Origin of the sequence: Bradyrhizobium cytisi (assembly GCF_008123515.1) — a bacterium.
Lineage (GTDB): Bacteria > Pseudomonadota > Alphaproteobacteria > Rhizobiales > Xanthobacteraceae > Bradyrhizobium > Bradyrhizobium cytisi.
The window spans coordinates 192,032-208,784 of record NZ_VSSR01000042.1 but is presented as its reverse complement, the minus strand read 5'-3'; the positions used below and the strand labels follow the sequence as shown (position 1 = coordinate 208,784).

Annotated in this window: 14 protein-coding genes; 3 read left to right on the top strand and 11 right to left on the bottom strand. The window is 63.2% G+C overall.

The annotated features are described in order from the left end of the window. Positions 1–224 precede the first annotated feature (224 nt). A complete protein-coding gene (locus FXB38_RS25430; protein WP_148753676.1) occupies positions 225–944 on the bottom strand; it encodes an outer membrane protein in 720 nt (239 codons plus the stop codon). 93 nt (positions 945–1,037) lie between these two features. Next, complete coding sequence (locus tag FXB38_RS25425) at positions 1,038–1,268, bottom strand: hypothetical protein (protein WP_148753675.1); 231 nt, start codon at positions 1,266–1,268, stop codon at positions 1,038–1,040. 35 nt (positions 1,269–1,303) lie between these two features. Here FXB38_RS25425 and FXB38_RS25420 point away from each other — a divergent pair, with 35 nt between their 5' ends. Then, positions 1,304–1,498, top strand: a complete 195-nt coding sequence (locus FXB38_RS25420; RefSeq protein WP_246230120.1) for a DUF3551 domain-containing protein — start codon at positions 1,304–1,306, stop codon at positions 1,496–1,498. A 122-nt stretch (positions 1,499–1,620) separates the two neighbouring features. Next, positions 1,621–2,856 (top strand): hypothetical protein, encoded by a 1,236-nt coding sequence (locus tag FXB38_RS25415; protein ID WP_148753674.1) that lies wholly within the window; start codon positions 1,621–1,623, stop codon positions 2,854–2,856. A 236-nt stretch (positions 2,857–3,092) separates the two neighbouring features. On the opposite strand, the gene FXB38_RS25405 is transcribed toward FXB38_RS25415, so the two are convergent. The 4 genes from FXB38_RS25405 to FXB38_RS25390 form a co-directional block, all read right to left on the bottom strand. Further along, positions 3,093–6,158, bottom strand: a complete 3,066-nt coding sequence (locus tag FXB38_RS25405) for an autotransporter family protein (protein WP_148753673.1) — start codon at positions 6,156–6,158, stop codon at positions 3,093–3,095. A gap of 603 nt (positions 6,159–6,761) precedes the next feature. Then, complete coding sequence (locus FXB38_RS25400; RefSeq protein ID WP_148753672.1) at positions 6,762–7,694, bottom strand: dihydrodipicolinate synthase family protein; 933 nt, start codon at positions 7,692–7,694, stop codon at positions 6,762–6,764. Positions 7,695–7,752: 58 nt separating this feature from the next. Then, entirely contained in the window at positions 7,753–8,742 is a 990-nt protein-coding gene (locus FXB38_RS25395) for a serine hydrolase domain-containing protein (RefSeq protein ID WP_246230117.1), read from the bottom strand. Positions 8,743–9,043: 301 nt separating this feature from the next. Then, a complete protein-coding gene (locus FXB38_RS25390; RefSeq protein WP_148753671.1) occupies positions 9,044–9,817 on the bottom strand; it encodes a helix-turn-helix transcriptional regulator in 774 nt (257 codons plus the stop codon). A 109-nt stretch (positions 9,818–9,926) separates the two neighbouring features. Here FXB38_RS25390 and FXB38_RS25385 point away from each other — a divergent pair, with 109 nt between their 5' ends. Then, complete coding sequence (locus FXB38_RS25385; protein ID WP_187435134.1) at positions 9,927–11,006, top strand: quinone oxidoreductase family protein; 1,080 nt, start codon at positions 9,927–9,929, stop codon at positions 11,004–11,006. Positions 11,007–11,133: 127 nt separating this feature from the next. On the opposite strand, the gene FXB38_RS25380 is transcribed toward FXB38_RS25385, so the two are convergent. The 5 genes from FXB38_RS25380 to FXB38_RS25360 form a co-directional block, all read right to left on the bottom strand. Continuing rightward, on the bottom strand, positions 11,134–11,835 hold the full coding sequence (locus FXB38_RS25380; RefSeq protein ID WP_187435133.1) for an ABC transporter ATP-binding protein: 702 nt from the start codon (positions 11,833–11,835) through the stop codon (positions 11,134–11,136). Between the two features lie 7 nt (positions 11,836–11,842). Further along, the gene (locus tag FXB38_RS25375) at positions 11,843–13,123 is read right to left on the bottom strand and encodes a lipoprotein-releasing ABC transporter permease subunit (RefSeq protein WP_148753668.1); all 1,281 of its coding nucleotides are present in this window, start codon (positions 13,121–13,123) and stop codon (positions 11,843–11,845) included. A gap of 73 nt (positions 13,124–13,196) precedes the next feature. Then, positions 13,197–14,516 carry a proline--tRNA ligase gene (proS, locus tag FXB38_RS25370; RefSeq protein WP_148753667.1) on the bottom strand — a complete coding sequence of 440 codons (1,320 nt, stop codon included), beginning with the start codon at positions 14,514–14,516 and terminating at the stop codon, positions 13,197–13,199. Between the two features lie 146 nt (positions 14,517–14,662). Beyond that, positions 14,663–16,225: a copper resistance CopC/CopD family protein gene (locus FXB38_RS25365; RefSeq protein WP_148753666.1), complete on the bottom strand. Its 1,563-nt coding sequence runs from the start codon at positions 16,223–16,225 to the stop codon at positions 14,663–14,665. Beyond that, positions 16,225–16,743: a YcnI family protein gene (locus FXB38_RS25360; protein ID WP_148753665.1), complete on the bottom strand. Its 519-nt coding sequence runs from the start codon at positions 16,741–16,743 to the stop codon at positions 16,225–16,227. Before FXB38_RS25360 ends, FXB38_RS25365 begins: the two co-directional genes overlap by 1 nt. Between the last annotated feature and the right edge of the window lie 10 nt (positions 16,744–16,753).

The window sequence follows — 16,753 nt, the reverse complement described above, 5'->3', positions numbered from 1 at the left end:
GAAGTTAGTGCAGCGGCTTCTTCCACGAAGATCCTGAACATGGCTTGCTCCATCACCAGAACGTATGAAGAACATTGTTCTCATTTCGTTCTCAGGAGTCAAGCAGACACAGCCGCTTCAAAATGAAATGGTTAACTTGCTGAATTACATAATAAAAAAGCCCCGGCGCAAGGCCGGGGCTTTCGACGACCGCCTCTTGCGAAGCGATCGTCTCAGTATCTTGCTCAGTACTTGGCGAGGATCGGACCACCGAACTTGTAGTTCAGGCGGACGAGACCCATGTCGACGTCCTGGCGAACGCGATCGGTCTGAATACCAGTAAAGGTGATGTCCTTGTCCGACAGGAAGATGTGGTTGTACTCGACACCAACCGACCAATTCGGAGCGAAGCCGAACTCGAGGCCCGCACCGACGGTGCCGCCCCAACGGCTGTCGCTGACGGAAGCAACGGTCGCACCGGCAAGACGAAGCTCGTTCTTGGTGCCAACCACAGCCGCACCGCCCTTGATATAGAGCAGGACGTTGTTCCAGGCGTAGCCGACCTGGCCGGTGATCAGACCGAACGAATCGATCTTCGAGCGATTGGTGAAGCCGGTCAACGCGCTGAGATTGTCGCCGGAGAAGTCAGCCCAGTTGCCCTGGCCTTCCAGGCCGAACACCCACTGCGCCGACTGCCAGCGATAACCGACCTGACCGCCGACCGTACCGCCGGTCGCGTTGTGCGAGCCTTCGCCGCCAACCAGCGGAGCGCGCTGATCCCAGGTCGTGTGAGCCGAAGCGCCACCACCGTTGATACCGATGTAGAAGCCGCTCCAGTCATAGACGGTTGCGATCATCGCCGGCGCCTTGGTGTAAGGACGTGCAGCGAGGTCAGCAGCGAGCGCCGGTGCAGTCGCGCTGATCGCGACGAGGCTCACAGCTGCAAGCAACATATTCTTGTTCATTTGAATCCCGTTCCAGTTTCGTCGTTAGGCCCCCGGGCCATGGCGACGTCATATCAGCCATCGACGGAATTGCTGTAACCTCGACGCAACAGTTCACTCCAAAGGGCCTCGCAACATTAATGAAAGTTTAGCGACGCGCGCGCGGAAACCCTTTGAAACAAGAGTCTTCAGCAGTTCCAACGTCATCGACGCGACATGCATCGCGACCGCGCGAAACAACGTCGCACGCACGATCCTGTGATCCGAGAATCGAAGAATGCGCGCATCGTTTTCTCTCCCCATTGTCGCCACATTCTCACGCGCGATCGCCACAATTGCGTTCATGTCGGGCGTGAACTCTCCCGTGCGCGGGCAAACCTATGATCCCCATTATTGATCCCGACTGTCCTGCCTGCATGCAGATCTACGGCAGCGTCAGCTATTTCGATTGCTGCTGCGCCTCGCTGGAGCAATGCCAATTTCTCGCCGTCGGCCGCTCCGCAAGCTGCGTCGCAATTCCGTATTTCGCACAGAAGAAGCCCGGCGGCCCTCGCCGCTCGCGACGCGTCGATTGAGGGATCAATGCCGCTTGCGGCGGACCCAGCCTCCGCACGCGGGAATGCCACTAAAAGTTGTGACCACTCCGATCATCCTGTAACGTTGGCGCGTGTCCTTTCCCGCCCGGTCTGCTCATTAGATGCTTGCCCGTATTCTGCTTCTCGTAGCCTCGCTGACGATTCCCGGCGCATTGCGTGCAGAACAGACACCGGCCGAGAAGGCCGGATTTGCCGCCAGGCTCACGATCTACCTTGCCAAAGGGCCCGCAGACGCGTGCGGGCCGGGCTGCGACCGCTGGATCGCGATCGAGGGCCAGGTCGATAATGACGCTGCGTCCCGCGTTCGCCGCTTCCTCGCCGGCGTCAAGGACACGCAGCGTCCGGTCTATCTTCATTCGCCCGGCGGCAATGTGGAGCAGTCCTACGTCATCGGGCGGCTGTTGCGCAGCCGCAAGGCGGTGGCGCGGGTCGGCCAGACCATCGCGACGGCATGTGCCGCGGGCACGCAGGTGGACGCTGCATGCCTGAAGACGAAGAACGCAGGTGGCGAGATCGAGGCCGAGCTCACCACCTACCATGCGATGTGCAACTCGGCCTGCGGTTACCTGTTTCTCGGCGCGACGTCGCGCGAGGTGGCACCCGACGCCGCGCTGGCGGTCCATAACTCCAGGCTCGTCCTCGCCATCCACGGCCATCCGCCTCCGGGACTGCTCGCCGAGCTCAGGCAGCAGCGCACGGCAACCGCCGACCGCGATCGCACCGCCTACATTGCCGCCATGGGGATCAGCCGCGAGCTTGATGATCTGATCCACACCGTGAAGTTCGAAAATCTGCATCTGCTGACGCGCGCCGAGCTGTATCGGTTCGGGATCGACACACGACCGCTTGCCGAGACGATGTGGCGGCTGGAGAAGGGAACGTGGCCCTACGTCAGCAAGTTCGCGGTGCGGAAAAAGGAGAACGATCCTTCATTCCGGACGATGGAATGGCGCCTGTTCTGCGAAAGCAAGAATCGCGTGCCGCTGATGTTCGCGGCCGAAATCGACGACGCGGCGACCGGCAAGAGTACGATCACGATGACGGTCGGCGCCGATGCGATCAGGGAGACCGGCGGGCCTCTGGTGCGAGCCACGAAGTACGAGATGTGGAGCGGCGCCGTCGATCCCGACATGGTCAAGACGATGCTGACATCCCGCACCCTGCAAGTCCGCGAAGGCAAGACGATGCCGGACGGAAAGGCGGAGATGGCAAAGTTCGACATCGACGTGACGGGCCTGGCGCCGATGTGGACGCAGTTGGTGGCATCGTGCCCGCCGGCAACGACCACCCCGAAGAGCGCCTGGCCAGCCATTCCGCCACCGAGGCGCGGCAGTTAGCCATGGGCCCGTCGCGCTGACGCGAGGATTGCTCCCCTTCACCCTCGACATTTCAAGTTGGCCTTCGCAACCGCCATTTTCGCAAACTGACGTCCGGCCGCTCAGCTATACCAAGGCCTGTTCCGAACGCGTGTACACGCGTTCGGCTTGCGCAAAGTGGGATCGTGATCTTCGAAGTAGTCGAAATTGACCGTCCCAAACGTCGTCTGAGGCTTCGGGCGAATTCCGGCCTACGATCACCAGTTGATCCGGAGTCCAACCTTTCCGTTGTAGGCAAACTCACCTCCGTCAAAGCGGCTCTGGTATGACGCATTGGCGTAGAGTGTCGTCGTCGTATCGATCTGCCCGCTTATGCCGGCGTTGATCTCTCCCCAAAGACCGCCGAGGTCTGCGTGAAAAGGGACGAAGCCCGTCTCGGAGGAGAACAGGGTTGTCGGATTGCCGAGAAACTCGTTCCAGAGATTTGGACGTATCCAGGCTGTGACAGTGCGCGCACTATCATCGATCGCCCAAGTCCGGCCAAACCGGGCGCCGACGCGGGCGGCGAGCGAATTGACGTCCGTAAAGCGGACTTGGGCAGCGATGTCGCCCGCGTCGTTGATATGGATGTTCTGATAGACCAGTTGCGCTTGCGGTTCGATGAAATATCCATTTCCAAGCTTGAACGGATATCCGCCCTCGAACGACACCGCTCCGCCCTGGGCACCGGTCTTGAGCGCCGGAATCCCCGAGTAATCACCCACGCTGCGAATGTCGTAGAAGGTGCCTTGCACGATTGCGTCAGTGTACCAGCCGGTCGACCCGAAATGCGTCCAGTAGCCGCCGAGCGTGTAGGCCGCGAAGTCGCTGCTGCCCATTTCACCATCGAAGTGAGCAACCCGCCCCTGGGCACCGCCAATCGCAAAATAGGCCCCCGCCTGATCGCGCGAACCATCGGGACGGTCATGCCGGTAGAAATCCATGCCGCCCTGCACCGCCTGGAAATTGTACGAGAAATGTGGGCCTGCCGAGCCGCCAAGCACGCCGAGACTATCGCCTTGGTGCACGCCATTGACCCCGATCATGCGAGCCCAACCAACCTTCGCGTTCTCGGGATTGACACGGGCGCGCTCGTCTTCTTCGTCGCCGACGCGCTCGTGAAGCGAGTCGAGCAGACTGCGCCCATACAGCAGCGTCATCGACGGGATTGCCGCATAGAGCGACGTCTCTTCCCGATAATCCGGAAGAACGCCGCCGCCGCCGCCGCCGCCGCCACCACCACCACCGCCGCCGCCACCGTCACCGCCACCGCCACCGCCACCGCCACCGCCACCGCCACAGATGCGCAAGTTCGGATGAGCAGTGCAATCGAGCGCCGAGCGCAAATACCAGGCCTGCGGATTGCTGGCGTCCACGCTCGATCTGAACAATGAGTATCGATAGGGCCCGGCCAAAACCGGACGCGACAAATTGAACGATCCAGGGTCTGTGGTCCCACCGTTGATCGCGTCGACGACAAGGATGCCATTCCCGCTGGTGAGCGCGCCGGCGCCGGTGGTGTTCGATATCCGCAAGAAGGAGTGGCCGCTCGCGTTACCGCCATCGATGACGAGCCTGTCCGACGGCGAACCATCCGTTCCCAGATATGTGTTCAGACCGAGCCTGCCGCCCTGGCCGACATAGTTCACCGCGGTGAGCGTCTTGTAGCTGGATAGTTGCGTCGGGTCGCTGCCCGGAGGTGTGAACTGGATCAAGCTCCAGGCATTGGTCAGGTTGGTGAGATTGGAATTCCCCGTCATCGTCCAGAGTGAATTGTTCTGAAGCGTGACGGTTGAAGTGCTGCCGCCGTCGGTGGTCGCGGTCCCCTGAAAACTCGAACTGTCGGCAACGAGGTTGAATGCCGCACCGCCGCTCACGGTCAGCCATTGACCGTTGTTGACTGTCGCCGTCACACCGGTGAAACTCAGATTGTTCGTGCCACCAGGCGCTGCGACCGAGGCGCCGTTCGGGCTCGTCATGACCACGCCGGAGAGCGTCACATCGCCACCACTCACGTTGAGTGCGTTGGCCCCGCTCCCGTTCGCCGTCAGCGAACCGCCGCTCATGCTCAAGACGCCGCCCGTCGTGACGCCGGCGGCGTGGGTGCCCGCGCCGGATGTGGTCACGGTGGTACCACCGGTGAGCGCCATGCTTCCCGAATTGTCGGCCTGAACACCACGTCCGTTTTCGCTGGTTGGAACAGTCACGACCGCGCCGGACGCAGTGAGTGTGCTGCCGGCGCCGCTGGACTGCATGCCGATTTCGCCGCCGCCGCTACCGGTTGCTGCGACGCTGCCTCCAGTCAGCGAAATCGCTCCACCGTCCAATGCTTTCGCGCCGACATCGCCACCGCCTCCGGACACGGTGATTGCACTGTTGGTCGCGGTGATCGTGCTTCCCGCCGACTGCGCCAGCAAGCCGGTCTCGCCGCCGCCATTGCCTTCTAAGGTGACGGTGGTCTGGTTCAGCGAGACCGCCGCGCCGCCATCCGCTCGAACACCGATGTCGCCTCCCCCTCCGCCAGGCATCGAAATGCTGGTTCCGGTCGAAGCGATCAGGCTACCCGTGCCGGTCGCCCACAATCCGGTATTGCCACCGCCGCCGGCGGCATAGCTGATCGTATCGTTCGAGAGATCGATGGAGGCGCCGCTCGTGGCTCTGGCCGCCACGTTATTGCCGCCACTGTTCAGGCTCACGCTCAGCCCCGTCGAGCTGATCCTTGTGCCGGTGCCATCGGCCAGGAGTGCAGTGCCACCTCCTCCGAAGGCGGGATTGATCGCCGACCCCGGTAAAAAAATGATTTGCCCGCCGCTCTGCGCTGAAGCCCCGATGCTCCAATTGCCATTGATGCTGGATCCTGGGCTGAAGATGATCGTGCCATTCGTATCGGCAAGCCCGCCAACGCTCCCGCCATTGAACGGGTTTATGGTCACGTTGTTGGTGGTGATGGACGCGCTTGTGCTGGCGTGAACGTCCGGCGTCCCGGTCAGCGTGGTGTTCGCGTCGATTGCGCAATTTCCGGATGTAAGCGTGACGGTCGAATCGGGTGCCACGGTACAAGATTGGGCCGAAGCCGTATCAACCACCACCCCCGAGGCGATCATGGCGATGGCAGCCAGACCGAACCTGCGGATGTTGCCCGGGATATTCTGAGACTCGGTCCTCTTACGCGTGTCGTTGACGGAGGCTGTCGGTAAAACCCTTGCGAACCCGTTTGCACGCTGTGGCGAAACGACGCAATCGGTGGAGCTCGTGCGCAATGCCGAGCCAGTCAGATGCTTCATCGGGCAATCCCTTCCCTATCCAACAGTCGCTAAGCGACAAATTGAAAAAGCGGGGCCGCCGTTCTGGCGAGGAACGCTAGATTTTAATGCAATTTAACCTTGCAAATCATGATGCTCACTCTTCCGCCGGATCGCGCCGCGATTGTGACCGAAATGGCTTGGTTGAGACTTTGATGCCGAGCGTGGCGAGAGAGTCACAGATCAATCGTCGAACTCGATCGGGGTCATGCACCGTTGCGCTCTCGTCCATCGATCATCGGCACCACGACAGGCCACGGTTGCATTGGAAGTTTTTAGCGCATGCACGCCAGCCGCATACGGTTCCATGTGCGGCGGAGCAGCGATTGGCCTCACCGTGCCTCCAGCACGAATGATGGGCATTCCACGCGCGAGCATATTCGCACCTTTCGCGCACCCTGTGTTCTGCAGGAAGAGTTGCTGCCTCCTCTTGCGCTGCCACGCGGGAACCGCTTCTGCGGCTACACCGGCGTGTAGATCACGAGCTTCAGCGCGGGATCGTCATTGGCCTGAAAGCTCAGCTAGGGCCGCAAGCCCCCCGGCGCCGCTGTTTTGGCGCCGCCCGGATCGTCATATGCGTCGTGCTCAGCCTGCCGCTGCTATCTTCGCGCGGAACGACTCCTGTCCCTCGACGATCTTGTCGATCAGCGCATCGAGCGCCCAGAAGCGCTCGCGAATGTCGAAATCGACCGCCCGGCTCTCGATACGGGAAAAGGTGCCGAGCCGCTGATGATAGAGCTTGGCCAGTTTTGGATAGCCCATCGGCTCAGCCATCGCGGCAAGCGCGAGATAGACCGACAGCTCGTTCGCCAGCGACGGATGCTTCGTGTGCCGGGTCAGCAACCACTTGTAGAGATCGGGATGGAAATTCGTGAACACACCGGTAAACCCCGGCGCCCCCGATTTCATCGCGTCGAAGGCGATCGCGGCATTGGCGTTGACGATCGTCAGCGGCGAGCCGTTCGTCAGCTTGACCCGGCGCTGCACGGTCGCGAGATCACACGAGACGTCCTTGAGAATCGCGAAACGGCCGCTGTCGGCACAAAAGGCCAGCTCATCGTCGGAGAGAAGCCGGCGAAATGGCGCCGGGCATTCATAAAGACCGAGGGTCATTTCCCTGGGCAGCCGGTCGAGCAGCCAGGTCAAATTGTCGGTGAAGATCGTCCGCGTCGGATCGAGGGACGCGAGACGGTTGGTCACCAGAACCAATCCGTCGACGCCCGTCTTCGCGATCGATGTCAGCTCGGTGAGCTGGTCCTCCCTGGATTCGCTGATATGCCCGGATGCGATGACAGGAAGCCGGCCGGCAGCCGTCCTGGCGACAAATCGCGCCAGCTCGACACGTTCGTCCAGCGTCAGGAACTGCATCTCGCTGGACTGAGCGACCGCGAACAATGCGTCGGCACCGTTGGCGATATACCATTCGATCAGCCTTTCGAGGCCGGAATAGTCGATCGTCTTCGCTTCGGTGAACGGCGTCAGCATCACGGGAATGATGCCCTTGAGTGCGATGGTCACAAGCAAACTCCAGACAGTGGCGAATGAGGCGGCGATTCCGCTGCCGGTTCGCGGGGCCTTACACCGGAGGCGAGATCGCCTGCAAGACCTCCCTGAACACGCCGTACTGCAATTTGAAAGTTTCAGGGCTATAGTCTTGATAGTATCCCGCGGTCACCGCGACGACGAGATCGAGCTCCGGGACGATGCGGATCGACTGGCCACCTCGGCCCTGCGCGGCGATCGATTGGACAACACGCCCATTGAGCCGGGAGCTCCGCAGCCACCATAAATATCCATAGGACTGACCGTCGGTCGCCTTGAGCTTCATTGTTGTCGACGCCTCGATCCATGCCTTGGAAACGACTTGCCGATCGTTCCAGCGACCGCCCGCGAGGACGAGTTGGCCGATCTTAGCCATGTCGCGCGGTCGCAGGCGCAATCCCCCGCCGGCGTCGCTGTCGCCTTTGAATCGGCCCCACTCGAATTCGGTGATGCCGAGAGGATCGAACAGCGTCGCACGTGCAAATTCATCGAGCGGACGGCCGGTGGCCTTGCGGACGATCGCCGAGAGCAGCGTGAGCGCGCCTGTGTTGTAGAAGAACCCCTGCCCGGCCGGTGCAGTTACGGGAAGGCCGAGGACGTAGCGACAGGCATCCTGCGCCATATGCATGCGCACTTCGTCGTTGTCGTCACCTGTCGCCGGAGTTGCCTCCACCCACTTCAGGCCCATCGACATGGTGAGCACGTGTGAGAGCAGAATGCGATCCTTGTCCGGGGACCGCAGGTCGGACAATTCGGGGAAGAAGCTGAAGACCGGTTCGTCGAGGCTTCGGATGAGGCCCTGGTCGATCGCGATCCCGACGACCAGCGACGCGACGCTCTTTGAGCACGATTTCAGATTATGCAGTGTATCGGCGTCGAAGCTGATGTCCCTGACCCGGACGCCGAAGATGCGACTGGGGACCTCATCAGATCCTTTGAAGTATCGCTCGAACGCCAGTCGACCGTGGCGAGCGACCAGCACGGCATGGATGTTAGAGCCGGAGCTTTCGAGTCGATCGGTCATCCTGCACAGCGCGGCCTGGTCGACGTCATTGTCTCCATTGGCGGACGGAACAGACCAGCCGTCATCACGCCTCGCCGGAGCGGCACAATTGGCCGGTGGGCCAGCGCAGACCGGAGGCCCGGCGATTGGCGCCAAGGCAGCTCCGCCGAGAAGCGAAATGAATTGCCGACGCCTCATCCGATCCCTCGCCGACCTCGCTTTCCACCGCGAGCCAATGCTACGAATTGTAACATTAATTTGCGTTGGCCGCAATGATGGTGCGCGATCTTCGCTGCCTGCAGGCACTTTGCGACATTGGGCCTCACACCGGCGTATAAATCACGAGCTTCAGCGCGGGATCGTCATTGGCCTGAAAGCTCGTGTGCTCGAAATGCAGCACGCCCTTGGTCGGATGGGTCATGGTCTTGCGGCCCGACAAGGTGCCATGCACCTCGTGCGCGCCCCACCATTTGACGAATTCGGGACTGCCTTCGCGCAACCGCGTCAGCAATTCCGCAAACGCGGGATCGCCGGCCCAGACGTCGTGAGTGGCGCGAAACATCGCGACCATGCGCTTGGCCACGTCGGCCCAGCCTGCACCGTAGGACTTTCGCGTGCGCTTGTTGGTCATCATCAGCAGCAGCGTGTTGCGATCCTGCTCCGGCAGGCGGCCGAACGCAAAGATCTCCTCGGCGGCATCGTTCCAGGCCAACACATCCCAGCGTCGTCCGGTGATGTAGGCCGGATGCGGCAGGCTCTCGACCAGGCGCAGAATCGGCGGCGGCACCATCTCGCGGGCGAATGCCCCCCTCGCGCCGTCGCGCGCGAGGTCCTTGAGGTGCGCGTGCTCGGTCTTGCTGAGGCGCAGTGCTCGCGCCAGTGCATCGACGGTGGTGACCGACGGGCTGACGGTGCGGCCCTGCTCGAGGCGGATGTACCAGTCGACCCCGATGCCGGCGAGCTGGGCGACCTCTTCGCGGCGGAGCCCCGCGGTGCGCCGCCGCTGACCTGCGGGGAGACCGACCGTCTTCGGCGACAGCTTTTCGCGGCGGGAACGGAGGAAATCGCCGAATTCGACGCGGCGTGGATCGGCCATGGCGTGGTCCCGTGGATGGAGGGCTTTGGGAATACTAGGATAATACCAGGCCTTCCTATCCCTTCAAGGGCGCCGCATATGGATATCACCCGAGTTCGAGGTGAACATCATGAAAGCTGCCGTACTCAAATCCTTCGGATCGCCGCTGGTGATCGAGACTGCTCCGGACCCGGTGCTCGGCACCGGCGAGGTTATCGTCGACGTCGTCGCCACGCGCGTTCTGTCCTACATGAACGAGGTTTTCAGCGGTGAGCGCAATTATGCGCTCGAGCTGCCGATCATCCCCGGCCCCGGCGGCATCGGCCGGGTGCGCGCGATCGGTCCGGACGCAACCAGGCTCAGCATTGGCGACTGGGTGTTCTGCGACCCGACGGTGCGGTCGCGCGACGATGTCGTGGCGCCCGATATTGCCCTGCAGGGACTCACGGCAGCCGGCCCCGGCGGCATGCGCCTGCAGCAGCATTTTCGCCACGGCTCGTATGCCGAGCAGATGCGGGTGCCGACCGAGAACGTGAAGCGCCTTGGCGCGATCACGTCGGAAGAAGCCTCGCAATGGTGCGCGCTCGGAACGGCGCTGGTGCCCTATGGCGGCTTTCTTGCCGCAAACCTGCAAGCAGGCGAGACCGTGCTGGTGAGCGGGGCCACCGGCAATTTCGGCAGCGCCGCCGTCTCCGTCGCGCTCGCGATGGGCGCGGCCTGCGTGGTGACGCCCGGCCGCAACGAGAAAATCCTGGCCGACCTCGTCCGCCGCTTCGGCGCGCGGGTGAAGCCGGTCAGGCTCACCGGCAACGAGGACGACGACCGCGAGGCGATGAAGCGCGCCGCGCCCGGGCCGATCGACTGCGTGCTCGACATCATGCCGCCCTCGGTCAGCACGCGCGTGGTGCGGGCGGCGGTCATGACGGTGCGCGCCTATGGCCGCGTCGTGCTGATGGGCGGCGTCGGCATGGCGGGCGGTCCGGGCCTCGAGCTGCCCTACCCCTGGCTCATGCGCAACTGCATCTCCATTCATGGCGTCTGGATGTATCCGCCGGATGCGGCAACGCGTCTGATCGGGTTGGTGCGCGCCGGGCTGCTGCGGCTCGACGAATATGTGACGACGGATTTCGACCTCGACCACGTCAATGAGGCCGTGGCCGACGCCGCCGCCAATGGCGGACCGTTCAAATTGACTGTGATCAGGCCGTAAATTGCCTGCCCGCGGCAATGCGCTGCTGCGGCGGGTTTGCCTGATCAATCAAGCAACTGGAACACGTCACCCCGATCGTGGCCGGCAGCGGCCGTCTACTGTGCATGGGGTTGTTTTCGCGTTTGCTTTATTCGAGCTCGACGACCTGGCCGTCGGCCAGCGACACGCGCCGGTCCATGCGGCCGGCGAGCTCCATGTTGTGGGTCGCGATCAGCATCGAGACCTTGGTTGCCTTGACCAGCTGCATCAGGGCCTGGAACACGTGGTCGGCGGTGTGCGGATCGAGGTTGCCGGTCGGCTCGTCCGCGAACAGCACCCGCGGTGCGTTGGCGACGGCGCGCGCAATTGCGACGCGCTGCTGCTCGCCGCCCGACAGCTCCGCCGGACGATGGGTGATGCGGTCGCCGAGGCCGAGATAGCCAAGGATCTCCTTGGCGCGCTTGACGCTCTCGGACTTCTTCAGGCCGCGGATCATCTGCGGCATCATCACGTTCTCCAGCGCCGAGAATTCCGGCAGCAGCCGGTGCGACTGGTAGACGAAGCCGATATCGGTGCGGCGCAGCTGGGTGCGCTCAATGTCGGGCAGTTGCGAGGTCGGCGCGCCATTGACATAGACCTCGCCGGAATCGGGAGCTTCGAGCAGGCCCGCGATGTGCAGCAGCGTCGACTTGCCCGAGCCCGACGGCGCGACCAGCGCGACCGACTGGCCCGCCCACAGCGCGAGCTTGGCATTGTCGAGAATCGTCAGCGCCGCCTCGCCCTGCAGGTACTGCCGTCTTATCTCGTGGAGATAGATGACCGGTACATCTTCCGCCCCCTGCTGCTCCATCAGGCCCTCACTCGTACCGCAGCGCTTCGACCGGATCGAGGCGCGCGGCGCGCCACGACGGGTAGAGCGTCGCCAGGAACGACAGCGTCAGCGCCATGACGACGACGGCCGTGGTCTCGCCGACGTCGATCTCGGCGGGCAGCTTCGACAGGAAGTAGAGTTCCGGCGAGAACAGCTCGGTGCTGGTCAGCCAGGACAGGAATTGCCGGATGGATTCGATGTTGAGGCAGATCACCAGCCCGACGAAGAACCCCACCAGCGTGCCGACCACGCCGATGGATGCGCCCGTAATCAGGAAGATCCGCATGATCGAGCCTTGCGAGGCCCCCATCGTGCGCAGGATCGCAATGTCGCTGCCCTTGTCCTTCACCAGCATGATCAGGCCGGAGACGATGTTGAGAGCGGCGACCAGCACGATCATGGTCAGGATCAGAAACATCACGTTGCGCTCGACCTGGAGCGCGTTGAAGAAAGTCGAGTTGCGCTGGCGCCAGTCGACCAGGAACACCGGCCGGCCCGCGGCCTCCGTCACCGATTTGCGGAATGAATCGATCTTGTCGGGATTGGTGGTGAACACCTCGATCGAGGTGACGTCGCTGCTGCGGTTGAAATAGGCCTGCGCCTCGGCGAGCGGCATGAAGACGAAGCCGAGGTCGTACTCGGACATGCCGATCTCGAACACTGCGACGATCTTGTACGGTTTTATGCGCGGCGTGGTGCCCATCGGCGTCACCGCGCCCTTCGGCGCCACCAAGGTCACGCTGTCGCCGGCATGCAGCGACAGCTGGTCGGCGAGCCGCCGGCCGATTGCGACGCCCTGGCCGTCGTCAAACCCCTCGAGCGATCCCTGCTTGATGTTCTTGGCGATCGAGGTGAGGTTATTCAGGTCGTCGGAGCGGATGCCGCGCACCAGCACGCCCGAGGCGTTCCAGGGCGAGGACGCCAGCGCCTGGCCGTCGACCACGGGGGCAGCCAGCCGGATACCCTGGACCTGGCTGATGCGCTCGGCAACGTCCTTCCAGTCGGTCAGCGGCGATTCCAGCGGCTGGACCAGGATATGGCCGTTCAGCCCCAGGATCTTGTCGAGCAGCTCTTTGCGGAAGCCGTTCATGACGGCCATCACGATGATCAGCGTGGCGACGCCAAGCATGATGCCAAGGAAGGAGAACCCGGCGATGACCGAGATGAATCCCTCCTTGCGCCGCGCCCGCAAATAGCGCGCCGACAGCATCCACTCGAAGGGCGCGAACGGCGCGGTTTGAACGGTTTCAGTCATGGTCTCATCCATCGCTCGATAATCCCATGATTCGGGGTCAATTGTGGCCGGATTGGCGGCCGCGATATCAGGCGATGAACAATATTCAGCCGACTAGGCGGGCGACCGCGTCCGCTGGCGACATCGTCTCGCGGGAGCCGTCACTGCGCTTCTTGATCTCGACCTTGCCGTCAGCCAGCCCCTTCGGCCCGATCATGATCTGCCAGGGGATGCCGATCAGGTCGGCGGCGGCGAATTTGGCGCCGGCGCGCTGGTCGGTGTCGTCATAGAGCACATCGACGCCCTTGGCCTGGAGCTCGGCATAGAGCTTCTCGCAGGCCGTATCGACCGCCGCATCGCCCTGCTTGAGATTGAGGATCGAGACGCGGAACGGGGCCACCGCCTCCGGCCATTTGATGCCGGCATCGTCATGGCAGGCCTCGATGATGGCACCGAGCAGGCGCGAGACGCCGACGCCGTAGGAGCCGCCATGGATCGGCACGTCCACGCCGTCCGGGCCCGCCACCGTCGCCTTCATCGGTTCGGAATATTTGGTGCCGAAGTAGAAGATCTGGCCGACCTCGATGCCGCGGGTGTTCACGCGCTTGTCCGCAGGCACTTCCTGCTCGAACCGCGCGGGATCGTGAACGTCCTCCGTCGCGGCATAGACCGAGGTCCACTGCTTGATGATCGGGGTCAGATCGCTCTCATAGTCGACGTCCTCGCCCGGCACCGGCAGGTCCAGCACGTCGCGATTGATGAAAACACCGGATTCGCCGGTTTCGGCGAGCACGATGAACTCGTGGCTGAGGTCGCCGCCGATCGGGCCGGTTTCGGCGCGCATCGGGATCGCCTTCAGCCCCATCCGCGCAAAGGTGCGCAAATAGGCGACGAACATCTTGTTGTAGGAGATACGCGCCGCCGCCTCGTTGAGGTCGAAGGAATAGGCATCCTTCATCAGGAACTCGCGGCCGCGCATCACGCCGAAGCGCGGCCGCTGCTCGTCGCGGAATTTCCATTGGATATGATAGAGATTCAGCGGCAGGTTCTTGTAGGACTTCACGTAAGCGCGAAAAATCTCGGTGACCATTTCCTCGTTGGTCGGCCCGTATAGCAGCTCGCGCTTGTGGCGGTCGGCGATGCGCAGCATCTCCGGGCCGTAGGCGTCGTAGCGGCCGCTCTCGCGCCAGAGGTCGGCGAGCTGGAGCGTCGGCATCAACAGTTCCAGCGCGCCGGAGCGATCCTGCTCCTCCCGCACGATCTGTTCGATCTTCTTCAGCACCCGGAAGCCCAACGGCAGCCAGGCATAGATGCCGGCCGCCTCCTGGCGGATCATGCCGGCGCGCAGCATCAACCGATGCGAGACGATCTCCGCTTCTTTCGGATTTTCCTTCAGGATGGGCAGAAAGAACCGCGACAACCGCATGGCAAGACTCTGGGAATCAGTGGTGGCCCGCAGTGAAACCGGATTGGAAGCGAAAACACAAGACCGGGAATGAGGAAAAGCCGCTAACGCGGCGGAATTCCTGTCATTTTTCCGTCGACTTCAGGTTCGAGTTGAACCCTGCCGACTTAACGCGGCGCGACCTCGAGCTCGTCCTCGAGAGTGACTTTCTCGAAATCGGTCACCAGCGCATCGATCCGCACATGCCAGCGGCCGGCGAAGGGCAGCTCGACTTTGCGCACGTGCCAATAGCCGTCTGGTCCCAGCTCGGCGTCGCGTTCCATCGGCTCGATACCGCGCTCGGGCAGGCTGAGCGTCAGCGTCGCCTCCTTGACCTTCAGCGGCGTCGCCTCGCCGGTCATGAGCTGAAGCACGAAATCGTCCACGCCGGCCTTGCCGGGGGACACCAGCACCTGGAACATCGCCTTGTCGGTATGGATGTGGATCGCCAGCGGCGTCTCCGGGAGGATGGTCCGCGGCGGCGGCGTGAAGCGCCAACCGGCGACGACGGCAAAGATGCCGAGCGCGACCCCGCATTCGAACAGGATCGAGCGCCTGAGCGCGGGCGCGGCCCTTTGGTCCTTCGCCAGCGCCGGCGTCAGCCGAGTGCGATTGAGCGCGGCGAGCCCAAGCAGGGATAAAACCAGAGCCAATTTGACTGACAGAATGAGTCCGTAGCTCGTCTCGACCAGCGCTGACGGCTTTTCGAGCTGGATGATTGCAAGCGTGAGCCCGGTCAACGCCAGCGCGGCGACCACCGGCATGGCGATGCGCGAGAAGCGGTTCAGTAGCGGCAGCACCGCCGGCGTCGGCTTCGACAGCAGCGCTGCTAGCGGCGCCAGCGCGCCGATCCAAAATGCAACCGCAAGGCCATGGAAGAAGATCGCCGGCCGCGTCGGCACCTCCGGCGGCGCCGTTGCGGCGTGCCCGGTCATGGCGAGCGACAGGCCGACGCCAGCGAACGCGACCGCCGCAAGAGCGCGCGCATGCCACGCGCGGCCCAGCGCCATCAGCGCGAGCAGCATCGCCGCAATGGCGACGAGCAAGGCTGGGCCGGCGCTGGTGACGAATGCGACGGTCCAGGGAGCCGCCGTCACGAGTGCTGCCGGCGGCAGGCCAAGGAGATCGAGACCCAACACGCCCAGCGAGACAATTGCGCTTGGGAGACCGACAAGCAGCGCGGCGCGCGGCGCGCCCATCCCCGCCATTGACCGCGAAATCCAGCGGGCAAAGAATACGCCGCCGACACCGACAAACAGCCCGAGATAGAGACCGATCCGCGACAGCCAGATCAGCGCGTTCAGCCGGCCATCCGCATTGGCGGGCGGCTTCGTTGCGGTGGGCGCACCGATCGAGAAGATCACGGATCCCGCGACGGGATGGCCGTCCTGCGAGATTACCCGGTAGCTCACGACCACCGTGCCCTGCGGCAGGTCCGGCGGCATCGCAACCGAAATGCTCTCGCCGGATGTCGTGACGCGCGCATCATCGCGCGCCCTGCCCGCGCCGTCGATCAGCTGGATCGCGCCGGGTGTCACCGCCTCGTTGAAGCGCAGCTCAACCGCCTTCGGCGCGCTCTGTAGGAGGCTGCCACTCGTCGGCTCGACCGAGATCAGCGCCGCATGCGCCGACGCGCCGGTCGAATAGCCAACCAGCACGAGCAGTGTCGCGAGCGCAGCAAGAAGACGCATTACGGCTTTGGCAAGAGTTTCACGCCCGGCGCCGGCGACTTGCCCTCATGCGATGGCCCTGCCTCTTCCGCCGGGATTTCGATCCAGCGGCTGACACCCTTCTCGCATTCCTGCACCACCGGAAAATACAGCGTGGTGTTGGGCTTCAGGCTGTCGGTGAGGAAGCTGCTGACGACGAACTCGTCGTAATTGTGGTCCGGCAGCTTGCCGCCGGACCAGACCACTTCCTTCACGCCGGAGGTCAGCTTGTTGCCGTGATAGTCGTACGCACTGGCATACTGGCCCTCGACGACATCAACGTTCCAACCAGCCTTCGGCATCGGCTTCACCGCGATGACTCCGTCGGGGATCTGCACGCGGATCTTGACCGTCGGCGAGCCGGAGCAGCCGTGCGGCACGGCGAAGACGGCCTTATAGGACGCACCGACCGTGGCCTGCTTGCCTTCCAGATAGACATGTGCCGCCGCAGGCGATGCGGCGAGCGCAGCCATCAGGATCAGCCAGGGTGTCTTCGACATGCTCGATCTC